Source organism: Micromonospora sp. DT63, from assembly GCF_049841615.1.
Lineage (GTDB): Bacteria > Actinomycetota > Actinomycetes > Mycobacteriales > Micromonosporaceae > Micromonospora.
The window spans coordinates 73,571-98,505 of the sequence record NZ_JBNCKQ010000005.1; the positions used below are offsets into that span (position 1 = coordinate 73,571).

Annotated in this window: 29 protein-coding genes; 15 read left to right on the forward strand and 14 right to left on the reverse strand. The window is 72.3% G+C overall.

All coding sequences use genetic code 11. The features are described 5' to 3' along the window. Positions 1-47 precede the first annotated feature (47 nt). Positions 48-992 (reverse strand): RNA polymerase sigma-70 factor, encoded by a 945-nt coding sequence (locus ACLQ27_RS19375; protein ID WP_234584410.1) that lies wholly within the window; start codon positions 990-992, stop codon positions 48-50. Positions 993-1,069: 77 nt separating this feature from the next. After that, positions 1,070-1,738: a hypothetical protein gene (locus ACLQ27_RS19380; protein ID WP_425867967.1), complete on the reverse strand. Its 669-nt coding sequence runs from the start codon at positions 1,736-1,738 to the stop codon at positions 1,070-1,072. A gap of 74 nt (positions 1,739-1,812) precedes the next feature. Here ACLQ27_RS19380 and ACLQ27_RS19385 point away from each other — a divergent pair, with 74 nt between their 5' ends. The 3 genes from ACLQ27_RS19385 (at position 1,813) to ACLQ27_RS19395 (ending at position 4,414) form a co-directional block, all read left to right on the forward strand. Continuing rightward, positions 1,813-2,604, forward strand: a complete 792-nt coding sequence (locus ACLQ27_RS19385) for a class I SAM-dependent methyltransferase (RefSeq protein ID WP_425867969.1) — start codon at positions 1,813-1,815, stop codon at positions 2,602-2,604. Between the two features lie 503 nt (positions 2,605-3,107). Further along, on the forward strand, positions 3,108-3,377 hold the full coding sequence (locus ACLQ27_RS19390; RefSeq protein WP_234584413.1) for a hypothetical protein: 270 nt from the start codon (positions 3,108-3,110) through the stop codon (positions 3,375-3,377). After that, a complete protein-coding gene (locus ACLQ27_RS19395) occupies positions 3,377-4,414 on the forward strand; it encodes a hypothetical protein (protein WP_357496405.1) in 1,038 nt (345 codons plus the stop codon). Before ACLQ27_RS19390 ends, ACLQ27_RS19395 begins: the two co-directional genes overlap by 1 nt. Before the next feature lie 82 nt (positions 4,415-4,496). Here ACLQ27_RS19395 and ACLQ27_RS19400 read toward each other — a convergent pair whose 3' ends face one another. Then, on the reverse strand, positions 4,497-5,321 hold the full coding sequence (locus ACLQ27_RS19400) for an SDR family oxidoreductase (RefSeq protein ID WP_425867971.1): 825 nt from the start codon (positions 5,319-5,321) through the stop codon (positions 4,497-4,499). 63 nt (positions 5,322-5,384) lie between these two features. Between ACLQ27_RS19400 and ACLQ27_RS19405 the strand changes: the two genes are divergently transcribed. Then, on the forward strand, positions 5,385-6,170 hold the full coding sequence (locus tag ACLQ27_RS19405) for a helix-turn-helix transcriptional regulator (RefSeq protein ID WP_425867973.1): 786 nt from the start codon (positions 5,385-5,387) through the stop codon (positions 6,168-6,170). A gap of 28 nt (positions 6,171-6,198) precedes the next feature. Here the strand turns inward: ACLQ27_RS19405 and ACLQ27_RS19410 are convergent, their stop codons facing one another. After that, entirely contained in the window at positions 6,199-6,729 is a 531-nt protein-coding gene (locus tag ACLQ27_RS19410) for an SRPBCC family protein (RefSeq protein WP_425867975.1), read from the reverse strand. Continuing rightward, positions 6,730-7,041: an ArsR/SmtB family transcription factor gene (locus ACLQ27_RS19415; protein WP_425867977.1), complete on the reverse strand. Its 312-nt coding sequence runs from the start codon at positions 7,039-7,041 to the stop codon at positions 6,730-6,732. Between the two features lie 98 nt (positions 7,042-7,139). Between ACLQ27_RS19415 and ACLQ27_RS19420 the strand changes: the two genes are divergently transcribed. Next, complete coding sequence (locus ACLQ27_RS19420; protein ID WP_357496415.1) at positions 7,140-8,069, forward strand: LLM class F420-dependent oxidoreductase; 930 nt, start codon at positions 7,140-7,142, stop codon at positions 8,067-8,069. 33 nt (positions 8,070-8,102) lie between these two features. On the opposite strand, the gene ACLQ27_RS19425 is transcribed toward ACLQ27_RS19420, so the two are convergent. Further along, a complete protein-coding gene (locus tag ACLQ27_RS19425) occupies positions 8,103-8,525 on the reverse strand; it encodes a hypothetical protein (protein ID WP_357575080.1) in 423 nt (140 codons plus the stop codon). A 101-nt stretch (positions 8,526-8,626) separates the two neighbouring features. On the opposite strand from ACLQ27_RS19425, the gene ACLQ27_RS19430 reads away from it, so the two are divergent. Continuing rightward, positions 8,627-9,397, forward strand: coding sequence for a hypothetical protein (locus ACLQ27_RS19430; protein WP_357575081.1), 771 nt, complete (start codon positions 8,627-8,629; stop codon positions 9,395-9,397). After that, complete coding sequence (locus ACLQ27_RS19435; RefSeq protein ID WP_425867980.1) at positions 9,394-10,671, forward strand: FAD-binding protein; 1,278 nt, start codon at positions 9,394-9,396, stop codon at positions 10,669-10,671. The genes ACLQ27_RS19430 and ACLQ27_RS19435 overlap by 4 nt, the downstream gene beginning before the upstream one ends. On the opposite strand, the gene ACLQ27_RS19440 is transcribed toward ACLQ27_RS19435, so the two are convergent. Then, positions 10,656-11,801 (reverse strand): site-2 protease family protein, encoded by a 1,146-nt coding sequence (locus tag ACLQ27_RS19440; RefSeq protein ID WP_425867982.1) that lies wholly within the window; start codon positions 11,799-11,801, stop codon positions 10,656-10,658. The two genes, ACLQ27_RS19435 and ACLQ27_RS19440, sit on opposite strands and share 16 nt — an antisense overlap. 89 nt (positions 11,802-11,890) lie before the next feature. Here ACLQ27_RS19440 and ACLQ27_RS19445 point away from each other — a divergent pair, with 89 nt between their 5' ends. Together ACLQ27_RS19445 and ACLQ27_RS19450 are read left to right on the forward strand one after the other, a co-directional pair. After that, the gene (locus ACLQ27_RS19445; protein ID WP_234584424.1) at positions 11,891-12,172 is read left to right on the forward strand and encodes a hypothetical protein; all 282 of its coding nucleotides are present in this window, start codon (positions 11,891-11,893) and stop codon (positions 12,170-12,172) included. Next, a complete protein-coding gene (locus ACLQ27_RS19450) occupies positions 12,169-12,579 on the forward strand; it encodes a type II toxin-antitoxin system VapC family toxin (RefSeq protein WP_234584425.1) in 411 nt (136 codons plus the stop codon). Before ACLQ27_RS19445 ends, ACLQ27_RS19450 begins: the two co-directional genes overlap by 4 nt. Positions 12,580-12,608: 29 nt before the next feature. On the opposite strand, the gene ACLQ27_RS19455 is transcribed toward ACLQ27_RS19450, so the two are convergent. From ACLQ27_RS19455 to ACLQ27_RS19475, 5 genes are all read right to left on the reverse strand, one after another. After that, on the reverse strand, positions 12,609-13,016 hold the full coding sequence (locus ACLQ27_RS19455) for a hypothetical protein (protein ID WP_255787116.1): 408 nt from the start codon (positions 13,014-13,016) through the stop codon (positions 12,609-12,611). Position 13,017: 1 nt separating this feature from the next. Next, positions 13,018-13,674 carry a hypothetical protein gene (locus ACLQ27_RS19460; RefSeq protein WP_425867984.1) on the reverse strand — a complete coding sequence of 219 codons (657 nt, stop codon included), beginning with the start codon at positions 13,672-13,674 and terminating at the stop codon, positions 13,018-13,020. After that, on the reverse strand, positions 13,671-13,931 hold the full coding sequence (locus ACLQ27_RS19465) for a hypothetical protein (protein WP_234584428.1): 261 nt from the start codon (positions 13,929-13,931) through the stop codon (positions 13,671-13,673). The genes ACLQ27_RS19460 and ACLQ27_RS19465 overlap by 4 nt, the downstream gene beginning before the upstream one ends. 2 nt (positions 13,932-13,933) lie before the next feature. Next, positions 13,934-14,197, reverse strand: coding sequence for a hypothetical protein (locus ACLQ27_RS19470; RefSeq protein WP_357496429.1), 264 nt, complete (start codon positions 14,195-14,197; stop codon positions 13,934-13,936). A gap of 273 nt (positions 14,198-14,470) precedes the next feature. Next, positions 14,471-15,325 (reverse strand): alpha/beta hydrolase, encoded by an 855-nt coding sequence (locus ACLQ27_RS19475; RefSeq protein WP_425867987.1) that lies wholly within the window; start codon positions 15,323-15,325, stop codon positions 14,471-14,473. Between the two features lie 253 nt (positions 15,326-15,578). Here ACLQ27_RS19475 and ACLQ27_RS19480 point away from each other — a divergent pair, with 253 nt between their 5' ends. The 4 genes from ACLQ27_RS19480 to ACLQ27_RS19495 are packed head-to-tail and all read left to right on the forward strand — an operon-like array spanning position 15,579 to position 19,081. Continuing rightward, entirely contained in the window at positions 15,579-16,478 is a 900-nt protein-coding gene (locus ACLQ27_RS19480) for an ABC transporter ATP-binding protein (RefSeq protein ID WP_234584431.1), read from the forward strand. A 1-nt stretch (position 16,479) separates the two neighbouring features. Beyond that, positions 16,480-17,295, forward strand: a complete 816-nt coding sequence (locus ACLQ27_RS19485; protein WP_425867989.1) for an ABC transporter permease — start codon at positions 16,480-16,482, stop codon at positions 17,293-17,295. A gap of 26 nt (positions 17,296-17,321) precedes the next feature. Beyond that, the gene (locus tag ACLQ27_RS19490; protein ID WP_425867991.1) at positions 17,322-18,452 is read left to right on the forward strand and encodes a sensor histidine kinase; all 1,131 of its coding nucleotides are present in this window, start codon (positions 17,322-17,324) and stop codon (positions 18,450-18,452) included. Beyond that, a complete protein-coding gene (locus ACLQ27_RS19495; RefSeq protein WP_425867992.1) occupies positions 18,449-19,081 on the forward strand; it encodes a response regulator in 633 nt (210 codons plus the stop codon). Before ACLQ27_RS19490 ends, ACLQ27_RS19495 begins: the two co-directional genes overlap by 4 nt. Before the next feature lie 10 nt (positions 19,082-19,091). Here ACLQ27_RS19495 and ACLQ27_RS19500 read toward each other — a convergent pair whose 3' ends face one another. Together ACLQ27_RS19500 and ACLQ27_RS19505 are read right to left on the reverse strand one after the other, a co-directional pair. Continuing rightward, positions 19,092-20,003, reverse strand: coding sequence for a L,D-transpeptidase (locus ACLQ27_RS19500; RefSeq protein WP_425867994.1), 912 nt, complete (start codon positions 20,001-20,003; stop codon positions 19,092-19,094). A gap of 76 nt (positions 20,004-20,079) precedes the next feature. After that, positions 20,080-21,525, reverse strand: a complete 1,446-nt coding sequence (locus tag ACLQ27_RS19505; RefSeq protein ID WP_234584436.1) for an alpha-amylase — start codon at positions 21,523-21,525, stop codon at positions 20,080-20,082. Between the two features lie 268 nt (positions 21,526-21,793). On the opposite strand from ACLQ27_RS19505, the gene ACLQ27_RS19510 reads away from it, so the two are divergent. After that, a complete protein-coding gene (locus ACLQ27_RS19510) occupies positions 21,794-23,449 on the forward strand; it encodes a hypothetical protein (RefSeq protein ID WP_357575111.1) in 1,656 nt (551 codons plus the stop codon). Next, positions 23,446-24,912, forward strand: coding sequence for an NADH-ubiquinone oxidoreductase-F iron-sulfur binding region domain-containing protein (locus ACLQ27_RS19515; RefSeq protein ID WP_374109279.1), 1,467 nt, complete (start codon positions 23,446-23,448; stop codon positions 24,910-24,912). The genes ACLQ27_RS19510 and ACLQ27_RS19515 overlap by 4 nt, the downstream gene beginning before the upstream one ends. Positions 24,913-24,935 lie beyond the last annotated feature (23 nt).

Consider the following 24,935-nt stretch of genomic DNA (forward strand, 5'->3'; position numbering starts at 1 on the left):
AACCGGACGGCGACGCGATTGCTGACAGGAGGTGGCTATGACCTGGGTCACCAGACGTGCAGGAGCGGTTCCGAGTGCTCGGTGGTGGACCACTGGCGCGTGACGCGTTCGAGCTTGTCGGGGTTCACCTGGATGCGGATGGCCGCGACACCGTCGGGTGTCACCTCCAGGGACATGACGCCGACGACCTGGTCACCGGTCACCACGACCACCGCCGGGCCGCCGTTGACGACCTCGGCGTAGAGGGCCGGGCTGCCGCTGACCAGGTTCCGCTTGGCGTCGCTGGGCCGGAACAGGCCCCGCAGGAACTTCGCCACCGCCAGCGCGCCGCTGATCGGCGTGGTCCGGGCCGGGATCTTGCCGCCGCCGTCGCCGACGCTTGTCGCGTCGTCGGTGAGCAGCGCCACCAGCCGCTGGACCTCGCCGTTGTTGGCCGCCATGAGGAACTCGGTGACGATCTTGCGCGCGGCGGCGCTGTCGACCTCCGCGCGGGCCCGGTCGGCGGTGACGTGCTGCCGGGCACGCCGGTAGATCTGCTGGCAGTTCGACTCGCTGACGCCGAGGATCTCGGCGATCTCACCGTGCGGGTAGCCGAACGCCTCGCGCAGCACGTACACCGCGCGCTCGTTGGGCGACAGCCGCTCCAGCAGGGTGAGCACCGCCATGGAGACCGATTCGCGCTGCTCGACGGTGTCGACCGGGCCGAGCATCCGGTCCCCGGCGAGCACCGGCTCGGGAAGCCACGTCCCCACGTACGTCTCCCGCCGGGCGCGCGCCGAGGTGAGCTGGTTGAGGCACAGGTTGGTGAGCACCCTCGTCAGCCACGCCTCGGGCGTCTCGACGTGCTCCCGGTCGGCGGACTGCCAGCGCAGGAACGTGTCCTGGACCGCGTCCTCGGCGTCGCTGGCCGAGCCCAGCAGCCGGTAGGCGATCGCCTCCAGGCGGCCCCTGGAGCGCTCGAACACCTCGACCTCATCCGGACGCAGCGGCATGGCTCGACAGTAGCCGCGTCCGTCGCGCGGCCCGCCGAGCAGTGGGCGAGGCGCGGCGGACGGTCGGAACCGGCGGTTCAGCAGGCGGACCGCAGGTGATTGTTCCGGTACCACGAGCAGATCTTCGACACGCCTGGCTTCAGCGCCAGCTGGCGGCGCAGTTGATCCTGCCCGTCGGCCGACAGACCGGGGGTGAACTCGACGAAGCTGATCGGCCCCCCGTCGCCGTCGTCGTACCGGGTGTGCACGCCGACCACGCTCACGTCTCCCGGCCCGACGAGGTCGGTCACCTCGGTATCCGCGTCGGTGTGGACGACGAAGCCGACCGGCGGGGACGTCAGCGAGTCGTGCACCGCTCCCGCTGACGCCACGACCGGGACGACCACCAGCGCCGCGCCGACGAGCACCGACAGCCGGGCCCGCCACGGCGACCGCCGCGGGTCCGCGGTGGTGGCCAGCAGGACCAGCATCGCCGGCAGGAGCCCGGCCGGCACCGGCCCGCAGGCCAGGACGAGCAACGAGACACCCACAGCCAGGCAGGCGTACGTGAACTGCCGCCCCCGCGTGACGAACAACGGGACCGCGGTCAGCACGACCGCGACCCACCCGAACCGGAAACGCAGGGTGTCGCCCCCGGTCTGGTACGCCCAGCCGAGAAGGACCACGGAAGCCACCAGCGCGGCCACCACCAGGAGGCGCTGCCACGCGTGCACCCGGTGCACCGCCGACGTCTGGGTCATCGTCACGGCGGCAGTGTGCCAGCCCAGGGCAACGAGGCGCTTCGCCCTTGCGCCCACGGACGCTGTCGTATCGTGCGGACATGACACACCCGGTGTGGGCGGACGCCGACGCGTACGAGGCGTACGTGGGTCGGTGGAGCCGCCTGGTCGCGGCCGACTTCGTACGCGGACTCGCCGTGGCACCCGGGCGGCACTGGCTGGACGTGGGCTGCGGCACCGGCGCGTTGACCGCGACGGTCCTCGCCGAGGCCGATCCCGCCCGGATCACCGGCATCGACCCCTCGGCGGGCTTCGTCGCCCAGGCGCGTGCCCGCGTCCAGGACGCGCGGGCGAGCTTCCACGTCGGTGACGCCCGCGCGCTGCCGGTGCCCGATGACGCCGTCGACGTGGTGGTCAGCGGGCTGACGCTCAACTTCGTGCCCGAGCCGGCGCGGGCGGTCGCCGAGTTCGCCCGGGTCGTCCGGCCGGCGGGGGCGGTGTCCGCGTACGTGTGGGACTACACGGAGGGCATGGCGATGATGCGGCACTTCTGGGCCGCCGTCGCCCACCTCGACCCGGGTGCGGCGGGGCGGGACGAGGCGAGCCGGTTCAGCATGTGCCGGCCTGAACCGTTGCGGGACCTGTGGGTGGACGCCGGCCTGCGGGACGTGTCGGTCCGGCCGGTGGACGTGCCGACGGTGTTCGCCGACTTCGACGACTACTGGCGGCCGTTCCTCGGCGGGCAGGGCAGCGCCCCGTCGTACGTCACGTCGCTGGGCGAGCCGCAACGGGCGGCGTTGCGGGATCTGTTGGCCGCCCGGCTGCCGATCGAACCGGACGGCTCGATCCGGCTCACCGCGCGGGCCTGGGCCGTGGCGGGCACGGCGCGGTAGCAGGGACGGCTCGGGCCGGTTGCCGGAGGCCGGCGCGACAGGCGAAGGACACCACCTGTCGTCCGCTCGCGGCACGCCGGTAGCCCAGCACCGCGCGCCGGACGCATGGCCCGACACCAGGGCGATTGTCGCTAACCGGACAAGACGGTAAAGCCCCTGGTAGAGCACGCTTAGGGCAGACGAGGAGGCGGACGGATGTCGGGCCACATCCCAGTCCTCCGGCCCAACGCGGACAGCATCGTCCACGTCGGTGCCGCCCTCGCCCAGCCCGAACCCGCCACGGCGGGCACGGCACAGCCGCCGGCCCGACCAGACGTACGGCGCGGTCGCCCACACCGCCGCGGGTGCCCGCGGCGGTGGCCATCGCCCACCGCCGGCGCCGCCGTCCACCGGCCGCGCCGCCGCTCCCGTGCTCCACCAGCCTTCCCGCATCGTGGATCTCGCCTGGCCCGGCGTCGCTCACCCGCGCGTCCGCCCGGCGACCTCATCAGAGAGGCAGTGACATGGCGGCTCCTACCGCGACCGCAGCCCTGAACGCGTCCGTCTTCGCACCGGGCGACCAGATGCTGCTGACCGTCACGTACTCCGACGCCGACACCAAACCGCTGACCGTCACCATCGTGGTCACCGACGCGCAGGGCAACAGCAGCGCGCCGGTCAAGGTCACCGCGGTCATCGACCCGCTGACCGTGACCGTCAGCGACAACTCCGGGCGTACCTGGTCCCGGGTCTCCGACAACGGCTCGGTCGCCGTGTACCGGGCGGTGGCCTGATGCCCCGGGTCACCGTCCAGGTCCGCGACGCGGCCGGCAACACCGCGACGGCCGGCGTCGACTACAGCCTGCGCCAACCGGTCCTCGGCGGCTACTACCTGTCCGGCGGCGCCGACCCGACGGCCGACATGGCCGGCGGCAACTTCCGCTCGCTGACCCAGTACCGCAGCTTCGCCGACGGGTACGTCTTTCCCGGCTACAACCGGCCGTGGCTCATCAACCTGGGCAAGGCCGGGGTGCAGATCAACATGGTCCTGGAGCTGAAGCACTACGGCGCTGGCGACGCCGGGCCGCAGACCTTCACGGTGGACGGCGTCAGCTACACCGTGCCGGCACCGTCGATGACCATCCAGCAGCGACCCGGCACCACCTGGCCGAAGGCGTACGGGTACACCCAGGTGCTCAACGGCCAGTGCGACGGTCTGTTCGCCCGCGCCCTGTCCCAGTACCGGACGCTCGGCTTCGGGGTGAACATCCAGCTCGCGTCCGAGTTGGACACGGACCACGAGTTCGGCACGACCGAGGCGGGCAAGGCGTACACCTGGGCCGAGTCCGACGCGCGGGCGGTGCAGGCCATGACCTACATCGTCACCTGGTTCAAGGCCCGCACGTTGCCCGCCGGGACGACCTTCTCGGTCGGGTTGGGCGGCTTCGACCGGGCGTGCTTCCAGCGCACCCACCCGGAGTCGCTGATGTCGCGGCTGGACTACCTGCAGTGGAACGCCTACGCGACAGCGGTCGGCCAGACCGCGCTGGCCCGCTTCCGCCGGACGAAGGACTGGGCGGTCGCGGATCTCGGCCCGGTGGCGCTGTCCCGACCGGTGATCATCGCGGAGTACGGGGTGCGGTCGGCCGAGATCCCGGACCAGGCGGCCTGGATCGCTACAGTTCCCGCGGCGATCGCCCAGCTCAACGCCGAGCGTGGACCCCGTATCGCGCGGACCAACTACTTCAACTCCGGGTGGGGCACGCTGTCGCCGAAGTCGGCCGGGTTGGCCGCGCTGCGCACCGCGTACGCCACCCGGCCGTACGTCTGACGCGGGCCCGGAGCCGGCGGTACTGTCGACCCGGCCGTCCACCGTTCGCAGTGGGCCCGGCACGCCGTCCGCCGGCCAGTGCTCACGCCCCATGCGGCGGGCCGGCCTGCTCCGCCAGCCAGCGCCAGTCGTGCCAGGTGGCGAGCCGGTTCGCGTACAACGTCTCGGCGAGACGGTACGGGTACGGCCCGAGGAACAGGCGCAACGGCGGCTCGGCGGAGTCGACGAGTTGCAGGATGACGCCGGCGGTCAGCGCCGGATCGTCGGGCGTACGCGTGGACGCGCCGGCGCGGCGTGCCTGCCGTACCGGCTCGTACGCCTCGATCGGCTCGGTGTGCGCGGCCGAGTCCCCGGACCAGTCGGTGCCGTATGGGCCCGGCTCCACGATCGTCACCTTCACCCCGAGCGGGGCGAGTTCGGCCGACAGGGCCTCGCTGAGCCCTTCCAGTGCCCACTTCGACGCGTTGTAGAGCCCCAGGGTGGGGAAGGCGCCGATGCCCCCGATGCTGGAAACCTGGAGGAGGTGGCCGGTGCCCTGCGCCCGCAGCACCGGCAGGGCGGCCTGGGTCACCCAGAGCGCGCCGAAGAAGTTCGTCTCCAGTTGCGCGCGGGCCTGCTGCTCGGTCGTCTCCTCGACCATGCCGAACAGCCCGTAACCCGCGTTGTTGACGACGACGTCGAGCCGGCCGAACGCCGCCGCGGCCCGGGACACCGCGTCGAACACGGCCGGGCGGTCGGTCACGTCCAGGGTCAGCGGCAGGACCCGGTCCCCGTACGCCCCGGTCAGATCCTCAAGCGTCCGGCGATCCCGTGCCGTGGCGGCGACCTGATCGCCGCGGTCGAGCGCGGCCTCGGCCCAGATGCGGCCGAAACCGCGGGACGCTCCGGTGATGAACCATGTCTTCATGACTCGACCCTGCGCCGGCGGACGCCGGCCTGCCAGAACCCTGACAGGGCTAGGCTGGCGGGAATGAACGGCGAGAACGCGCTGGGCGACTTCCTGAAGGCGCGTCGCGGGCGGGTCCGGCCGGGCGAGGCGGGGATGACCTCGTTCGGGCGCCGACGCGTACCAGGACTACGCCGTGACGAACTGGCTCGTCTCGCGGGCGTCAGCCAGCATTATCTGACCCGCCTGGAACAGGGCACGGACCGCAACCCGTCGCCGCAGGTGCTGAACGCCCTGGCGAGCGCGTTGCAGTTGAACGAGGACGAGCGGGCACATCTCACCGCGCTGGCCACCCCCGCGCCGCCACCGCGCGAGCACGCCGCGGCCTCCGACGCCGTGCAGCAGCTCATCGACTCGTTCGGCCAGACACCCGCGTACGTCCGCGACCGCCGCTTCGACGTGCTGGCGGCCAACAAGCTCGCCATGGCGCTGTCCCCGCTCTACACACCCGGTCAGAACCTGGTCCGCGGCATGTTCCGCGATCCCACGGTGCGCATGCTGTTCCCCGACTGGGCCCAGATCGCCGCGCAGAGCGTCGCCGCGCTCCGGGCCGAAGCCGACCTGCGCGACCCCGCGACGACCGACCTCATCTCCGAGCTGCTGGCTGACAGCCGTTTCCGCGACGTCTGGAACGCGCACGACGTCCGGCCGACACGCGACGAGGTCAAGCGATTCCACCACCCCGTCGTCGGGCCGCTCACCCTGCGGCGGGAGACGCTTGCCGTCGCCGGCGCCGACGGTCAGGTGATCATCGCCTACCAGGCGGCGCCGGAGACACCCTCGGCGTACGCCCTCGCCAGGCTGCTCTGAGGTCCGGTCCGCGGCGTCGGGCCGCGCCTCAGCCCTGGCCGAACCGCTCGGCGTACGTGTCGCGCAGCTCGGCCCAGCCGAAGTCCTTGGCCTCGGCGCCCCGGATCGGGCCTACCGGGTCGCCGTCGAGCAGCTTCTCGGCCACGTCGAGGCAGAGGTGCCAGCCGGCCGCGACCATCGGCAGCATGCCCCGGTCGGCGACGGTGTGCCGCAGGGTGAGCCGGGTGCCGGCGCCCACGGGGGTCAGCTCCCAGCGCAGCAGGTCGTCGCCCCAGGTGTATTCGAGCAGGTGGGGCGGCTCGGCCCGGCGTACCGTCGCCGGTTGTTCCGCGGTGGTCTCGCCGTCGATGAGGGTGAGCACGGCGGCACCGGGGTCACCGAGGTTCCGGTCGGCGAGGAACGGGGCCCACTGGGCGAGCTGTGCCGGGTCGGTCAGCGCCGCCCACACGGTGGCCGGCGGGTGCCGCAGGTCACGGACGAAGACCAGGACGGCGCCGCCGTCGGTGGGCTCGGCGCGCACCTCGGCGGATGGGCTCGGGCGGAACGCGTCGCGGTTCATTCACTGCTCCTGACTGTCGAGGTGTCGTTCGAGGGCGTCCAGGTGCCGCGTCCAGAGCCGGCGGTACGGGTCGAGCCAGCCGTCCACCGCCCGCAGCGGGCCCGGCTCGAGGCGGTAGATCCGTTGCCGGGCCGCGGTCCGGCAGGTGACGAAGCCGGCCTCGCGGAGCACCCGCAGGTGCTTGGAAACGGCCGGCTGGCTGACCCCGAGCCCGTCGACCAGCTCGCCCACACTGCGGTCGGTGTCGCGGAGCGCGTCGAGGATCCGGCGTCGGGTGGGCTCGGCGAGGACGGTGAAGGCGTCGGTGGGCACCAGGCCAATATGCCTCAAGCGTTATATGTCCGTCAAGGAATATGGCCGGGCCGCCCGTCCGGACGCGGTCCGCCGATCGGCTACCTATGCTCGGACGCATGGAACTGCGGATCTTCACCGAGCCCCAGCAGGGTGCCACCTACGACCAGTTGCTCGCGGTGGCCCGCCGCGCCGAGGACGCCGGTTTCGGCGCGTTCTTCCGGTCCGACCACTACCTCAAGATGGGCGGGGTGAGCGGCGATCCCGGCCCCACCGACGCGTGGACCACCCTGGCCGGCCTGGCCCGGGACACCAGCCGCATCCGGCTCGGCACGCTGATGACCGCAGCGACCTTCCGGCTCCCCGGCCCGCTGGCGATCACCGTGGCTCAGGTGGACCAGATGAGCGGCGGCCGGGTGGAGCTGGGCATCGGCACCGGCTGGTACGCCGACGAACACACCGCGTACGGCATTCCGTTCCCAGCCCTGGGCGAGCGGTTCGACCGGCTCGAGGAGCAGCTCGCGGTCATCACCGGTTTGTGGTCCACCCCGGACGGGCAGCGGTTCAGCCACGACGGCCGGTACTACCCGGTCAGCGACTCCCCGGCCCTGCCCAAGCCGGTGCAGCAGCCCCGCCCGCCGATCCTGCTCGGCGGGATGGGTCCGAAGCGCACACCCCGGCTGGCCGCCCGCTACGCCGACGAGTTCAACCTGCCGTTCGCCTCGACGGCAGACTCGGCGGCGCAGTTCGAGCGGGTGCGCGCGGCGTGCGCCGAGATCGGTCGGGACCCGGGCGACCTGGTCTGGTCCAACGCCCTGGTGCTGTGCTGCGGGCGCGACGACGCCGAGGTGGCCCGCCGGGCCGCAGCCATCGGCCGCGAGCCGGACGAGCTGCGGGCCAACGGTCTCGCCGGCACGCCCGACGAGGTCCTGGACACCATCGGCCGGTACGCGAAGATCGGCAGCCAGCGGCTCTATCTCCAGGTGCTCGACCTGACCGACCTGGACCACCTCGACCTGGTCGCCACCGAGGTGATGGCGAACCTTTGAGCCCGGCAACCCGACCGCCGGCCGGCCGTCGCGTCAGGCGCGGTGGTGGGCCGGGCGGCCCGGGTCGCGCAGCACGGTGTCCAGCCGGCCGTCGCGGTCGCTGTCCACATAGGTGATGTCCGGTACGCCGTCACCGTCCACGTCGATCTGGACGACGTCGGCGAGGCCGTCGCCGTCGAGGTCGGTGACCACCTCGACCGACCCGTCCAGGTGGCGCGTCACGATCGACCGTGACCCGCCGCCAGGCTCGCGCGGCGGCGGACCGGGCGACGGTACGGGCGTCGGCGCGGGCGCGGGGGCGGGTGTCGGACGGGGGCCGGGCGTGGGCGCCGGGTGGCTCGACAACCGGGCGCCCGGCGGGGCGCTGGCCGGCTCGACCGCGCTGCCGGTCGGGTCCAGCTCCTCCTCCGAGGGGAAGACATCGCCCCGCGGGGCCGGATCACGGTAGCTGCTCATGGGCGTAGGGTTCCCCGACGATGGCGAGAACAACCGTGCCCGATCGTCCGGTGTCCGTGGCGCCCGGTCTGTCGGAGGATGCGAGGACCGACGCCACGGTCATGAACGGGGGTCCGAGCGTGGAGCTGCGCCGGAGCCGGGGGGCCCGGGTGCTCGCCCTGGTGTGCGTACTCGGTGGGGTGCTCTTGTTGGTCTACCCCAGCGACGGCGCCCTGCTACGGACGATCGTCGCCGTGGGTGCGATCGCGCTCGGCGCGGTGGTGCTGGTCAGCGCGCTGCGGCCGTTCCGCTTCGGGATCACCCCGGAAGGGCTCAGCATCCGGCGGCCCGGCCTGCGCCGGGAGATCCGGTGGGCCGAGGTCGACGCGCTGGTCCTCGACGAGCCGCCCCGCCGCGACGGCTACTCCACCCCGCCGCGCCTGCTGCTGGTGCCCGCCCCGGGTGCGGCATTCGAATCGGTCACCGCCCGCCACCCGATCGACGGCCGGCCAGCCGTCGAGCTGCTGGTCTTCGACCAGGTCCGGGAGCAACCCGAGCAGGTGGCCGAGGCGCTCGCGCGCTGCGCTGGGGACCGGTTCGTCGACCTGCTCGCTCTGCGCCGCGCCGCCTTCGCCGCCCCGGACCTCCCGGTGGGCCTGCGTGGCTACCAGATGGATCGGGTCGACAGGTTGATCCGACGCGGCCAGGACGCCCTGATCTCCGGGGATGCGGCGACCCGGCAGGCGGCCCGGGGCGAGATCGAACGCGCCACCGCCGCCGGTCTGCCGATCGCTCAACGCGGCTACCCCACGTACCAGGCGGATGCGGTTCTGGAAGCCCTCGTCGCCGCGTTGGCCGACCACCAGTCCACCGATCGGGAGACCGCCCCATGACCGCGCAGGGACAGCACCTGACGGCCAGCACCGATGTGCCACGCCGCAACTGGGCCGGCAACGTGCGCTACGCCGCGCGGGAGTTCCACCGCCCCACCACCGTCGACGAGGTGCGCCGGCTGGTCGCCGGCAGCTCCCGGATCCGCGCGGTGGGCACCGGGCACTCCTTCAACCGCCTCGGCGACACCACCGGGGATCTGGTCTCGCTCGCCGGCCTGCCCCCGACGATCGAGATCGACCGCGAGCGCGGGCAGGTCACCGTCGCCGGCGCGCTGCGCTACGGCGACGTCGCCCGGCACCTGCACGGCCAGGGGTACGCGCTGGCCAACCTCGCCTCACTGCCGCACATCTCGGTCGCCGGCGCGGTGGCCACCGCCACCCACGGCTCCGGCCCCACCCACGGCAATCTGGCCACCTCGGTAGCCGCCCTGGAGCTGGTCAACGCCGACGGGGACCTGACGCACGTGGACCGCGACACCGACGGCGACACGTTCGCCGGCATGGTGGTCGGGCTCGGCGCGTTCGGCTTGGTCACCCGGGTAACCCTGGATCTGGTGCCGACGTTCGAGCTGCGCCAGTACGTGCGCCTCGACCTACCCGTCGAGGCGCTGGACGAGGCGTTCGACTCGGCGTACAGCGTGAGCGTGTTCACCGACTGGCGTACCCCGCGTCTGCGGGAGGTGTGGCGCAAGCAGCTCGCGGACCAGCCGCCGCCGGAGATGGACTGGCTCGGCACCACGGCCGCCGACCAGCCGCGACACCCGGTGCTCGGCATGCCGGCCGAGAACTGCACCCCACAGCTCGGCGTGCCGGGCCCGTGGCACGAGCGGTTGCCGCACTTCAAGCTCGGCTTCACCCCGAGCAGCGGTGACGAACTCCAGTCCGAGTACCACCTGCCGCGTACGGCGGCGGCCGGGGCGCTCGCCGCGCTGGCCGAGGTGGCGCACCTGATCGCCCCCGTGTTGCAGGTGTGCGAGCTGCGGACGGTGGCGGCCGACGAGCTGTGGCTCAGCCCGAACCACCAGCGGGACAGCTTCGTGGTCCACTTCACCTGGGTCGACGACGCCGACGCGGTGCTGCCGGTGCTGGCCGAGGTGGAGGACCGGCTGGCGCCGTTCGCGCCCCGCCCGCACTGGGGCAAGGTCTTCGTCACCGCCCCGACCGAGCTGGCCGCCCGCTACCCCCGCCACGCCGACTTCGCCGCCCTGCTGACCCGCCTGGACCCGACCGGCACGTTCCGCACCGACCTGCTGGACCGCTACTTCCCCCGCTGACCGACCGGGGTGCGCAGGCTGCCGCGCTGAACGGCACGGCTGATGTCGCTGGGGGAGACGATGCCGGTGAGCAGGCCGTCGTCGCTCACCACCAGGGCGCGGCCGTCGGCGCACTCGCTGAGCCGGGGGAGCAGGTCGTTGAGCTCTTCCCCCGCCTGCGCGAGGACCAGCTGGTCGGCCCGGCAGGCCACCTCGGCCAGCGTCGTCGACGTCCGTCGGTCGGCCGGTACGCCCCGCACCCGGTCCAGGGTGACGAGGCCGGTCGGTCTGCCGTCCTCGGTCAACGGCAGCGCCGAGTGCCGGTACGCGAAAAGGTAGTGGTCCACGAAGTCGGCGACCGTCATGTCCGCCGAGGCGGTCTGCGGCTGCGGTGTCATCACGTCGGCGACCCGGATGCCGCGCAGCGCGCTTCCGGCGCGGGCCTGCCGCTCCTCGACCCCGGCGGCGCCGATCAGGAACCAGCCGATCAGCGCCAGCCAGAGCCCACCGAAGCCGATACCGGACAGGAACTGCCACAGCCCGAGGCCGATCAGCAGCACACCCAGCACCCAGCCGGCCCGGGCGGCCACCACGGACGCTCGGCTCCGGTCGCCGGTGGCCTTCCACACCGCCGCGCGCAGCAGCCGGCCACCGTCCAGCGGTGCGGCCGGCAGCACGTTGAAGATCGCCAGGAGCACGTTGATGCCGGCCAGCCACGCGATCGCGCCGAAGAGCAGTCCACCCTGCCCGGCCAGCGCGAACAGCAGAGCGATGACACCGAAGAACGCCCCGAGCAGCAGGCTGACCAGCGGGCCGACGCCGGCGATCCGCAGCTCCGCGCCGGGGTCGCGCGGCTCGCCCTTCAGCTCGGCCACCCCGCCGAACAGCCAGAGCGTGATGCCGTCGACGGTCAACCCGTTGCGCTTGGCGACCACGGCGTGCGAGACCTCGTGGGCGAGCAGGCCGACGAAGAAGACAACCGCCGCGGCCAGACCGGCGAGGGTGTACGCCACCGGCGAGCGGTCCGGGTACGAGCGGGGAAACTGGTTCGCGGCCAGCCCCCACGCGATCAGCGCGAAGATGACCAGAACGCTCCAGTTGACCCCGACCGGCACCCCTGCGATCCGTCCGAGCCGGAAACTTGCCCTCATCCCTGTCCGTTACCCCCGGTTGGGCGAGCCATGCGACATGCCGCGCTAAGGAGCGTCGGTCCAGGGTATGCAGCGGGTAGGGTCAGAGTATGACTCGCCGGATCACCATCAGCCTGCCCGACGACGTGGCCGCGTACGTGGAGCGGACGCAGGGCAACACGTCGGGTTTCATCGCCGGGATCCTGCGCCGGAAAATGCGCGCCGACAACCTGCGGGCCCGGTGGGAGCAGCTCGGTTACGTGGTTACCGACGAGGACGTCGAACGGACCCGGTCCCACCTTGCCGCCCTGGCACCTATCACCGACGAGCAGCACGCGCGCAACGCCGAGTGGCTCCGCCAGTTCGACCAGGACGGGCCGGCCGCCGCGTGAACGGTCTGGTCCTGGACACGTCCGCCCTGCTCGCCTACGCCTCTGGCGACAGCGTCGAACCGGGGGCGATCCTGACCCTCGCCGAGGAGGACCCGGCGCAGGAGGTGTGGATCCCGGCACTCTGCCTGGGGCAGGCGCAGCTGGAGGTGGCTGGCACACCCGCCGTCCACCTCCTCGACCTGCTCCTGAGCGAGGAACGGGAGATCAAAGTCGCGGTGTACGACGCACCGACCAGTCGCCGGGTGGCCCGGATCGCAGCGCGGTTCGACGTGCCGCTGGACGTCGCGCACGCCGTTGCGACCGCCGTGCTGTACCGCTGTTACCTGGTGACCCGCGACCCCAAGCGGGTCGCCCCGGCGGTGCCGCCGGATCTGGAGATCCTCGACATCTCGCTCGACTGGAGTTGAGGGCACACTGACTGGCTCGTCACCGGACGTTAGATACGGCTGGCCAAAACAGCCGCTTCGTTCAGGAGGGAATCGAGTTCGTCGTCGGAGATCCTCCCACCGCCGAGCGTATGCAGAATGGCCAAGCCCTGGATACGACCCGCGATCTTAGGGTCGACGTCCATCTCGATGGTCGGGTCGAGAGCGGCGCTGATCAGCTTCTCTGCGCTGGTCGCGTCAGTCTCGGCACCACCGGTTGTCGTGCTCCGCATGTGGCTGACGAACCGGATCACCTCCTCCGGGCTGGCGCCGTTGGGGAAGTGGCGGTCGACCGCGAGGTAGAAGACCGCACCGAGCAGCGTGGCGAAACCCTCCCAGCCCTGACTGTCGAGGCGAGCCTCGATGCGGTCGTTCTCGGCGTGGTCGCCCGTCACCATGGTGCGGATGTAGGCGACCATGTCAGGACTGATCGTCACGATGCTTCCTCTCGCGATGCCGTTTGGTCATGTTCCACAGGCCCTTCAGGCCGACGGCCACGGCTCCAGCCGCCATGATGACGGAGCTGACCGGGTGTTCCAACTGTGGTCGATCTGCGGGCGGGGCGGGCTTGGGAGCGGCGGTGGAGGTCGCGGTGCCGCCGGGGCCGCCCTTGATCTGATGCATCAACTCACGAAGCCCGGCCGTCGTGGCCTGCTCAGCGTCCTGAAGGTTGCCCTCGGTCTCGTCCGCCTTCTTGACATGACGCCGGAGGAAGGCTTCGGCTCGGCTGCCCCTGCTCTCTGCCTCTGCGACCACTCGTTCGCCCGATGGTGATCCGTGGTCCCCGTCGACACGAGCGGGGACGGAACCCGGGGCGATCACGTTGACGTAGTTGGCGAGATGGTGCGCCGCGTTGCTAGTCAGCAGGCCGAGCCGGCCGGCTTTGTCGAGAGCGGTGCGGCTCTGGCTGATCGCCAGGCCGAGTTTCGGGTTCTCGCTTCCGCTACCGAGCCGGCCAAGATTTCCCTGAGCTTCGGCCGTGTCCTGCTGGGCGCTGCCGGCTTTGACGGCGAGGGCGTCCAACTTTTCAATGGCGGAGTTGAGCTGTGCCACGACCTGGGTGAGAAGCCCAGTCATCCGAGCGACTCCCGATAGCTGCCCGTGTTGTCCTTGATCACGGTGATCGTGCGGAGGATCAGCTCCACCTCGCGTTTGGCCGAGGTCAACGCCGTGCGGGCCTTGTTCGCCTCGTCATGTTGGCTGTCGTGCAGGGTGGTGAGGGTCAAGCTGGTTGCCTCGGCGAGTTGGGCACCGATCTCCTCGACCGTAGCGGCGGCTTCGCCGAGTAAGCCGTCGACTTCGCGGAGGGCGGCTTTGATCTCGCCGATGCTCACGTTCAGCCCAGCACGCTCATGTACTGCCGGGCGGCTTGGCTGCTGCCCTGCATGATGGTGGCCGCTTCAACCAGCCGCTGCTTACTCTGTTCCGCGCGGGCGATGGCTTCGCCGAGCGTCGGGTGACCGGTGCCGGCGGCCACCGCGCGTAGGCGGGCCAGCACCTGCTCGGTGCTCTCGATGGCAGCGCGGATCTGGTTTGTCGTGGTGTTGCTCTGGTCGGCTGCTTGGGCGAGCGCGGCCTTCACTTGTTCGATGCTGGCCATGCTGTCCTCCTGGTCGACTACGCGCGACGCGAATCACGTTCGTACGTTCCGTGGAGGGACGAACACTAACCGACACCAAGTACTGTCCGCAGCCCCGAGGCGCTGGTGCGGAGAGCGGTATGACACAGGGGAATATTTATACCTGTGTGTCATACCGCTCTGTGCCGAGTTACCTGCCGGCCGAGCTGGCGAACGTGGCTGGGCCGACTCGCGGGTGCTTACTGTCCCGCAGGCCAACAACGCCGGCCAACTGCGATGGCTGGGACCGGCGCTTCAGCGGCGGGGGGCCTCGCTGGCGATCGTCGCCTCCCGGGGCAGCGCCGCCGCCCGCAGCGCCCAGTCCAGCGTGTAGTCGGCGATCTCCTCCCAGCCGGGCGCCCCGACCGTGAAGTGCGACCGGCCGGGGAACTCCTCGTACGCGGTGAGCGCCCGGGACTTCTGGTAGAGCCCCGCGTTCGTGCGGACCACCGACGCCGGCACCACGTGGTCCTCTCCGCCGGCCATCAGCAGCAGCGGCGCCCGGTCGTTGCGCCCGACGTCGACGCGGGCGGGTGAGCGCGGGTCGACGTTGGCGAAGGCGCCCTCGAAGAACACCCGGCCGGCGCCGGGGACGGCGTAGCGCTGCCAGGCCCGGTCGGAGTCCTCCCGGCTCATGGTGTTGCCGAACGTATAGGCGAAGTCGTCCGGGGTGAAGGGGACAGCCCTGCTTCGGTTGGCGGGACTGCGCAGGATCGGGAAGCCGGAGCGCAGCTGACTCAGCGGCACCTTGAGCACTCCCTTGATCGCCGCCGGGTGCACCCCCACCACCGCCGCGCCGAGGCCCCGGTCGGCGAGGACCTGGGCGAACAGCCCACCGAACGAGTGCCCCATGATGATCGGCGGTCGAGGCAGCGCCCGGATGATCCGGTCGTAGTGGGCGACGATGGTGGCCATGCTCTGCTCGGCGATCGGGCTGGGGTCGTCGCGCAACTGCTCCACCGACCGGTCCATGCCGGGCCAGGCGGGGGCGATGACGTGCATCCCGCGCTCGGTGAACCGTTGGGCCCACCCCTCCCAGCTGCGGGAGGTCATCCAGAGTCCGTGGATCAGTACGACCGTGTCGACCTGGCCCTGCGGCGTGGCACCCATCGCGTCCTCCCGGTGTCGCGGCGTCCGGGCGCGCTTACCCGCTGCCGCGCCCGCGATGCCTCGGTTGGGGGCGGATGTGGCGGCGAGCGTGATGACTCAGGGGCATATTGATGACACGGAGGCATCACGCTCGCCGCGGTCCTCGCTCGCCGGCCCGTTCCTCTCCGTGCGATCCGGGCCCTGACAAATGTCACGGCCGGAACGTGACGGCCGCTCCGGGAGCCGACCTTCGCGACGCCGGAGCATCTATGCCATGACCAGTACGCATCCGGCCGTCGAGCTGAACGGCCTCACCAAGACCTTCGGTACGGTCACCGCCGTCGACGGGCTGAGCCTGCGGGTGCAGCCCGGCGAGGTGGTGGCGTTCCTCGGCCCCAACGGCGCGGGCAAGACCACCACCATCGACATGCTGCTCGGCCTGGCCCGCCCGGACGCGGGCACGGTCCGTGTCCTGGGCGGCACCGCCGACGACGCGGTGGCCCGGGGTCGGGTCGCCGCCGTACTCCAGACCGGCGGGCTGCTCAAGGACCTCACCGTCGGCGAGACCGTGCGGATGACCGCCCACTTCTACCGGCACACCCGCCCGGCCGCCGAGGTGCTGGAGCGCGCCGGCATCGCCGACATCGCCGACCGGATCGTGGGGCGGTGCTCCGGCGGTCAGCAGCAGCGGCTGCGTTTCGCCCTGGCCCTGCTGCCGGACCCGGACCTGATGGTGCTCGACGAGCCGACCACGGGGATGGACGTCGAGGGCCGCCGGGACTTCTGGCAGGCCCTGCGCCGCGACGCCCGCGACGGCAGGACCGTCATCTTCGCCACCCACTACCTGGACGAGGCGGACGCGTACGCCGACCGGATCGTGCTGGTCCGGCAGGGACGGATCGTTGCCGACGGCACCACCGCGGAGATCAAGAACCTGGCCGCCGGCCGTACGGTGCGGGCCACCCTGCCCGGCGCGGACCAGGCCGCGCTCGCCGCGCTGCCCGGCGTGGACGCCGTGGAGGTACGCGGCGACAGCGTCCTCGTGCGTACCGGCGACTCGGACGCGATCGCCCGTCACCTGCTCACCCGGACCGCCGCCCGGGACGTGGAGATCACCTCCCGCAACCTCGAGGACGCCTTCCTCGCCCTGACCACCGAGCGCATCGGAGCCTGAGATGTCCACCCTGCCGGCCACCCCCGCCGCCACCCGCACCGACAGTCAAACCCAGCCCGACCGCCGGCTGCCCGCGATGGGCGGCTTCGCCCCGGCAGTCCTCGGCATCGAACTGCGCCGGGTGCTGCGCAACCGCCGCACCCTCGCCTTCACGCTGATCATGCCGGCGGTCTTCTTCCTCATCTTCGGTCTGCCGCAGCGGGGGCAGACGCTGGACAACGGCCGACCCGTGACGGCGTACGTCATGATCAGCCTCGCCGTGTACGCGGCGATGGTGGCGACCACCAGCGCGGGCGGCGCGGTGGCCACCGAGCGCGCGTTGGGCTGGAGCCGGCAGCTGCGGCTCACCCCGCTGCGCCCGACCGCCTACGTGGCGACGAAGGTGGCGACAGCGATGACCCTCGGCCTGATCGCGGTCGTCATCGAGTTCGTGGTCGGCGCCGCGGCCGGCGTCCGCCTCCCGCTGGACGTCTGGCTGCTGTCCGGGCTCGCCGCGTGGCTCGGCTCGCTGGTCTTCGCCGCGTTCGGTCTGTTCATCGGCTACCTGGTGCCGGCCGAGAACGTCATGCAGTTCATTGGGCCGATCCTGGCGGTGCTGGCCATGTTCGGCGGGCTGTTCGTGCCGGTCGAGGTGCTGCCGCACGTGCTTCAGCAGGTCGCGAAGTTCACCCCGGTGTACGGGATGGGTGAGCTGGCCCGCGCACCGCTGACGGGCGACGGGGTGAGCATGGCCGGGGTGGCCAACATGGTCTTCTGGACTCTGGCCTTCGGCGTCGGCGCGGCCCGGCTGTTCCGCCGGGACACCGCTCGGGTCTGACCGCCGCGACCGCTAGCGTGGAGCCGATGGACCTCCCGACGGGGCAGCCCCAGCCGATGAACCGCCACTGGCGGTACATCGGCTGGCTGCTGGCCGCCGTGTGGCTGTTCTTCCTCAATGTGCCGATCTCCACGGCGCTGCAGCAGCCGGAGCCGTGGCGGCGGGTCGTCGGGGTGACCGCCCTGGTCGTCTTCGGTCTGGGCTACGTGCTGCTGTTCCAGTGGGCCCGCCGGCTGCGCCAGCTGCTGCTGCCGATCCCGGCGGGGCGGGCACGGGTGGCCCTGCTGGTGCTGCTCGCGGTGGGCCTGGCGAGCATCCCGGGCACCGACGGCGACTGGCTGGCGACCCTGGTCTACGTGGCCGCGGCCGGGGTGTTCCTGCTGCCGCCGTGGGAGGCGGCGGTCACCGTGGCGCTCTGCGCCGTGACTCCCGCGCTGGCGTCCTGGCTGGTGCCGGGCTGGGAGGCGGAGAACGGCATCGTCTTCGCGGTGCTGCTCGCCTCGTTCGCCATGTTCGGCGTGTCCCGACTGGCCCAGCGCAACAGCGAGTTGCAGGCCGCGCAGCAGGAGATCGGCCGGCTCGCGGTCGCCGAGGAACGGGCCCGCGCCGCGCGCGACCTGCACGACATCCTCGGGCACTCGCTGACCGTGGTGGCGATCAAGGCCGAGCTGGCCGGGCGGCTGATCGAGGTCGACACCGTCCGGGCGGCCGCCGAGATCGCCGAGGTGGAGAAGCTGGCGCGGGCGGCTCTGGCGGACGTGCGGCAGACCGTCGGGGCGTACCGGGAGGTCACCCTCGCCGGTGAGCTGGCCGGCGCGCAGTCCGCCCTCGCCGCGGCGGGCATCGCGGCCCAGGTGCCGGCCGAGACGCCGGAGCTGCCACCCGAGTGGGACCGGTTGTTCGGCTGGGCGGTACGCGAAGGGGTGACGAATGTGGTCCGGCACAGCGGGGCGCGGTGCTGCACGATCCGGGTGCGCCCGGACGGGGTCGAGGTCGGCGACGACGGTCGGGGGCCGTCCACTCCCGACACCAGCGGGTACGGGCTGGTGGGTCTGCGAGAGCGGGCCCGCCGGTTGGATGCCGTGGTGACAGTGGGTCGGCGGCGGGACGGCAGCGGATTCCTGCTGCGGGTGCACGCCCCGGCGGAGGCCCGGTGAGCGGCTCGTCGGCGCCGATCCGGCTGCTGCTCGCCGACGACCAGGCGCTGGTGCGGGGCGCGCTGGCTGCCCTGCTCTCGCTGGAGCCGGACCTGACAGTCGTGGCCGAGGTGGGCCGGGGCGACGAGGTGGTGCCCGAAGCGCTCCAGCACACGCCCGACGTGGCCCTGCTGGACGTGGAGATGCCCGGCCTGGACGGGATCGCCGCCACCGCCGCGCTGCGGGCCGCGCTGCCGGCGTGCCGGGTGCTGGTGGTGACCACGTTCGGTCGGCCCGGCTACCTGCGTCGCGCCATGGAGGCCGGCGCGAACGGCTTCGTGGTCAAGGACACCCCGGCCCGGCAGCTCGCCGACGCGGTCCGCCGGGTGCACGCGGGCCTGCGGGTGGTCGACCCGACGCTGGCCGCGGAGACCCTGGCCACCGGGGCGAGCCCGCTGACCGAGCGGGAGACCGAGGTGCTGCGGGCGGCGCGCGCCGGTGGCGCGGTCGCCGAGCTGGCGAAGGCGCTGCACCTGTCCGAGGGGACGGTGCGCAACCACCTGTCCGCGGCGATCGGCAAGACCGGCGCCCGCAACCGGGCGGCGGCGGTGCGCATCGCCGAGCAGAACGGTTGGCTGCTCGGCGACTGAGCGGCCTCGCTCAGGCGGTCGGCGGTGGGGTGGGGAGCTGGTCGACGACCACCAGGCTGCTGCCGGGTCGGACCTCGGCGAGCAGTTCCCGCTGGCCGCTGCGGGTGACCCGGATGCAGCCGTTGGTGGTGTTCTCGCCCAGGTCGTCGTCGTTGTGCCAGGTGTGCAGGCCGATGTGCGCGCCCTTGAGGCCGGTCGGCACCGCCTCCGGATCGTCGGGCACCGACCCGAGGGCGTAGATGTCCACCCCGCCGTAGACCTCCTCGGGTGGCGGGGTGCGCCCCAGGACGAAGGTCCGCCCGAGCGGCGTCTCCTGCCCGGACTGGCCGAGGCTCGTCTCCCAGGAGCGCACCGCCTTGCCGGCCCGGTACCAGGTGAGGCGGTGCACCTTGCGCTCCACCACGATCTGGTCGCGCAGCGCCACGGTGTCGAACCCGCCCGGTGCCAGCCAGGCCAGGCGCCGGTTGGCCGAGGGCAGCAGGACGGCGGTCCAGCCGACCCGGCGCTGGGCGATCGGCACGGTCAGCTCGACACCGGCGAGCGTCGGTTCGAAGAAGGCCAGCGGCCGTCCGCCGGGCGCGTCGTACGCGGCGATCCGCCGGGTCGGGTGCACGCCCTCGGTCAGGGGCGTGACGTCCATCGTGGCCGGGTCGGCGGGAAAACCCCTGGGTGCGGGGTCGTAGTCGAGCACCGGCAGGCCGTCCGGGGCGGGCGCGGCCGGCGGGACCGACTCCTCCGGGCTCTGCTCGACGCTGCTCGGCGTCGGATCGGCTGCCACCACGTTTCGACTCTCGGGAGCCGTCGAGCGTGGGGTGAGAGCCTGGCCGACCAGCAGCGCGGCGGCCAGCAGCACGGGTACGGCGATGCCGGCGGCGATCCAGCCGGCACGGCGGCGGTACGGGGACATTCGGTCAAACGGCACCAAACCACTTTATGGCTGTGGACGGTCCGGGGCCCCCGGTTCGGCGATACCCGCCGGCCGGAGGCCCCGGAGTCGGTCAGACCCGCGCGCCGATGTGGATGGCCACCGCGTCGTGCGCCGGAACGTTCGCGGCGAACCAGCCGTTACCGTCCACGGTGATCACCGGTCCGCTGCACGTGCCGCCCGCGTACGTGCCGTGGATGACGTCGCAGTACCGGCCGGCGGGCAGCCCCGTGTAGTACGAGCGACCGTTCACGGCGGAGTCCTCGTCGTTGAGCGTGACGAAGCCCTTGCCGCTGCGGCTGAACGCGATGTGGTTGTTGCCGTTGTCGTACCAGTTGGCCATGCCCGCGCCCTCGGTGGCGTTGCGGAAGCCGACCATGTTGGCGATCACCGGCCAGCGGTGCTCGCACTCCCAGCCGGAGTAGCAGGCGGTGTTCAGCGTCTTGTTGTTGCCGTCCGAGGGCGGGCCGGCGTCGCGGTTGCTGAAGGTGTAGCTGGACATGACGGTCGGCGAGCCGTACGGCCAGGCCAGCATGAAGGCGTTGGCGAGGGCGTAGATCCCCCGGTCGCGGTAGGTCAGCACCCCGCTGCTGTCGCGCTGGGTGTCGTGGTTGTCCACGAACACCGCGGCCGACCCGGTGGGCAGGTGCCCCCAGCCCTCGCCGAAGTTCTTCAGGTAGGCGAGCCGCTCGGAGCGGAAGACCCGGGCCAGGTCCTTGCCGTAGCGGAACTCGTGCACGTCACCGTTGCCGGTGTACTCGGTCGGCTGGACCGGCTCGCCGGCGCCGTAGATGACCTCCTGCACGAGGTACGCCGAGCGGGACAGCTTGGCCTTGATCGCGGCGATGTCGGCGGCCGGCATGTGCTTGCTGGCGTCCAGCCGGAAACCGTCGACGCCGAGCGAGAGCAGGTCGTTGAGGTACGACGCGATCTTCGTCCGGACGTAGTCCGACTCGGTCCTGAGGTCCGACAGGTTGACCAGCTCGCAGTTCTGCACCTCGTACCTGTCGTTGTAGTTGGCGATGTCGTCGCCGCCGTTGCGCCCGCAGTGGTGGAAGTCCTGGGTCTGGTAGATGCCCGGGTAGTCGTAGTGCGAGTACGACGAGCCGGCCCAGCCGGTGCCGCCGTTGTCCTGACCGGACATGTGGTTGATGACGGCGTCGACGAGCACCTTCACGCCTGCCGCGTGACAGGTGTTGACCATCGACTGGAACTGGGCCCGGGTGCCCTTGCGGGACTCGATCCGGTAGCTGACCGGCTGGTACGCCAGCCACCACTGGTTGCCCCGCACGTGCTCCTGCGGGGGCGAGACCTGGACGTAGCCGTAGCCCTTCGGGCCGAGCGTGCTCTGGCACTCGCTGGCCACCGACGGCCAGTTCCACTCGAAGAGCTGGACGATGACCTTCTTGGCGCCGGACGGGCTGGCGGCGGCCGGGGGTGCTGTCGCGGTGAGGGGGACGAGCAGGCTGGCGACCAGGCCGAGGGCGAGGATCGCCGAGCCGCGTCGACGTCGGTGCATCGGGACTCCTGACGGGAGCGGGGGTGGGGGTGGTGGTGCGGCGGGGGAATCGCATCGGTTGCTCGAATCTTGCAACCCATGCTGAAATTTGCCGAAAGGTTACAAGCGTGTTGCAACGACTGTCAATGCATGGACGGTGATCACTGTCCATGGTGGCCGCTACACGCGTCCCGGCGTCGGTCGGTTCGATCCGGCCCAGAAATTTCCGTCCCCGGGTGATCCGCTCGCCCCGCCGGTCCGTACTGGATGGGGGAGCAGGGGTCGGCCGGTGGTACGCCGCCGCGAGACGATCGAGGAGCAGATGGCCCGGGCAAAGCAGAACCAGAAGGCCACCGAGGTCCGGACCAGCACCAGCAGTCGGGGGGTGCGGACCCGGTCGCGCTCGGCGACGACGTTGCTGATCGCGTCCGTGCTGGCCGCGCTCTGGGCGGCGACAATGCTGACCGGCGCCGGTCAGACGGCGTACGCGTACGGCTTCTTCTTCACCGAGTTCTTCGCCGGGGTGATCTCCCTGGTGTCGTTGAGTCTCACCGTGATGCTGGGCCTGCTCGCCACCGACCGGCTGGTGCTGGGCATCTCGCACCGGGTGCTGATGCAGTCGGCGCACCGCGCCACAGGCGTCCTGGGCGTGGCCGGACTGTTCTTCCACGTCCTCACCAAGATCGCTACCGGTCGCGCGGCGGCGACCGACTCGCTGGTGCCGTTCGTCGGTGGCCGCGGCCTCTACGTCGGCCTCGGCACGGTGGCCGCTCTGCTCATGGTCAGCGTGATCTGGACCGGCATCATCCGGGCCCGCTTCGCCGGCGTCGGTCCGAAGTGGCTCTGGCGGGCCCTGCACTCCGCCGCGTACCTCGCCTGGCCCTTCGCGATCCTGCACGGCCTCAACGCCGGTCGGGCCGCGGCGTCCTGGGTGGTGCTCAGCTACCTCGCCTGCGTCCTGCTTGTCGTGTTTGCGCTGCTGGTCCGGCTCTCGGTCACCATCGGCCGGCGCAGCCGCGAGCAGCACCAGGCCGCCGTGCGGAACGCGGTGCTGGCCGGGCGGGGCACCGAGGAGAGCCGCGGGCGCTCGCTGCTGGCCGGCCTGAGCCGCCGCCGGGACACGAGCGAGGACAAGCGCCCGGCCTGGGCGGAGGCCACCACCGCCACCTGGACGGCCCCGGCCGGCCCCCGGCGGCGCGACCCCGAGCGGTTCACCGTTCCGGTGGTGCCCGAGCCCGGCTCGCTCGTCGAGCCGACCCGGCCCAGTCGACGACGGCGGGACGAGGCGCCGGCGGCTCGGCAGGACGCCGACCGACCGACGCGTGGACGGCGCGACGAGGCGGAGACCACGACCCGCCGGTCGAGCCGGCGCAGTGTCGAGGAGACCGGCACCCGTCTCCGCGACGAGGAGGAGTTGGAGCCGGTGACCCGGCGGCGCGCGTCGCGCAGCCGGGACCGGGACGAGGAGGCCGCCCCGACCCGACGCCGTCGCGCCGAGGAGCCGGCCGCCGAGCGCGGCAGCCGCCGGTCCCGCTCCGAGGACGAGGGCACCCGGTACTCCGCGCCGCCCCGCCGGGTGGTCGAGGAGCCGGAGGAGCCGTGGGACAGCCCGCGCCGCTGGCAGGCTGCCGAGCCGATCTCCGCCGGCCCGGTCTCCGCCGAGCCGATCTCGGCCGGCCCGATCTCGGCGGCGCCGCGCAGCGGCAGCGGCCGGCACAGCGTCGACGATGACCTGCCCGAGGAGCCGGACTACTGGCGCCCGCCGGCGCGGTACGTGCCCGAGGAAGTGCCGCCGCCCGTCGACGACACCCCCACCCTCGTCGACCTGGCGTCGCGGAGGGCCCGACGGGCCTCCGGCGAGGGCCGGTCCGCCAAGCGCCGCAAGGCCAGCGCGGACGCCGTGGACGGGGCGTACTGGGCCGGGCTGCGGGGTGAGGCGAAGTGATGCGGACGACGGTGCCGCCGGTGGCCTGCGTCGGTGAGCCTCGGCTGACCGCCGGCTTCGCCGAGTTCGGCCGGCTCGACCTGGCCGCGCACGAGGAGGTGCACGGGCCGATCGGTCCGATGGAGCCGGCGCAGTTGCTCCGGCTCGTCGAGGGCATGCAGCTCAAGGGCAAGGGCGGGGCGGGTTTCCCGTTCGCCCGCAAGCTGCGCGCCGTGCTGGAGTCCTGCGAGCGGCAGGACCTCGCCGCGGTGGTGGTCGTCAACGCCACCGAGGGCGAGCCGGCCAGCTGGAAGGACAAGGTGCTGCTCACCCGCGCTCCGCACCTGATCCTCGACGGCGCGGCGCTGGCCGCGTACGCGCTGGACGCCGAGGAGATCGTCATCGGCGTCGCCGACGACGGTGTCGGCCGGGACTCGCTGATGGAGGCTCTCGCGGAGCGCCGGATGCCGGTGCCGACAACAATCGTCACCGTGCCGCACCGGTTCATCTCCGGCGAGGGCGGTGCTCTGGTCAACGGCATCAACGGGCTGCCGCACATCCCTCCGGGCACCAAGAAGCGCTCCAGCGACTCGGGCGTCGGCGGTCTGCCCACTCTGCTGTCCAACGCCGAGACGTACGCCCAGCTCGCCGTCGGCGCGCGACTCGGCCCGTACGAGTACGCGGCGCTCGGCACCGACGACGAGCCGGGCACCGTGCTGCTCACGGTGACCGGCGCGGCGGGCCGGCCGGCGGTGGTGGAGTGCACGGCGGGCATGCCGCTGCGCGACGTTCTCGACCTGTGCGAGGTCCCGGACGTCCAGGGCATCCTGATGGGCGGCTACCACGGCAAGTGGATCACCCCGGAGGCCGCGGAGAAGGCCGAGGTCTCCCGCAAGGGCCTGGCCGCGGTGGGCGGCACCCTCGGCGCCGGCATCATCGTCCCGATCGGTGTGGACACCTGTCCGCTCGGCGAGGCCGCCCAGGTGGTGCGCTACCTGGCCGGGGAGTCCGCCGGCCAGTGCGGCCCGTGCAAGATGGGCCTGCCGGACCTGGCCCGCGCTGTCGACCTGGCCGTGGCGGGCAGCCAACCGGCCGACGTGGTGCGGGCCGCCGCCGGCGAGGTCAAGGGCCGCGGCGCGTGCAGCCACCCGGACGGCACGGCGCGGTTCGCCCTCTCCGCGATCGAGGTCTTCGCCGAGGACCTGCGGCTGCACAGCACCGGCGACGGCTGCGGCCGGCGGGTCAAGGGCGTCATGGGGCTGCCCGGCGCACCCGACCCCAACCCGCAGAAGCTCACCCTGGACTGGTCCCGCTGCGACGGGCACGGCCTCTGCGCGCACGTGGTGCCGGACTTCATCCGGCTGGACGGCAACGGCTATCCGGCGTTCCCGACCACACCCGTGCCGACCTGGCTGCGCGAGGGCGCCCTGAAGGCCGTCAAGGTCTGCCCGGAACTCGCCCTGCGTCTCGCGAAGGCCGAGTAGGAAAGGGCACTGACCACCACACC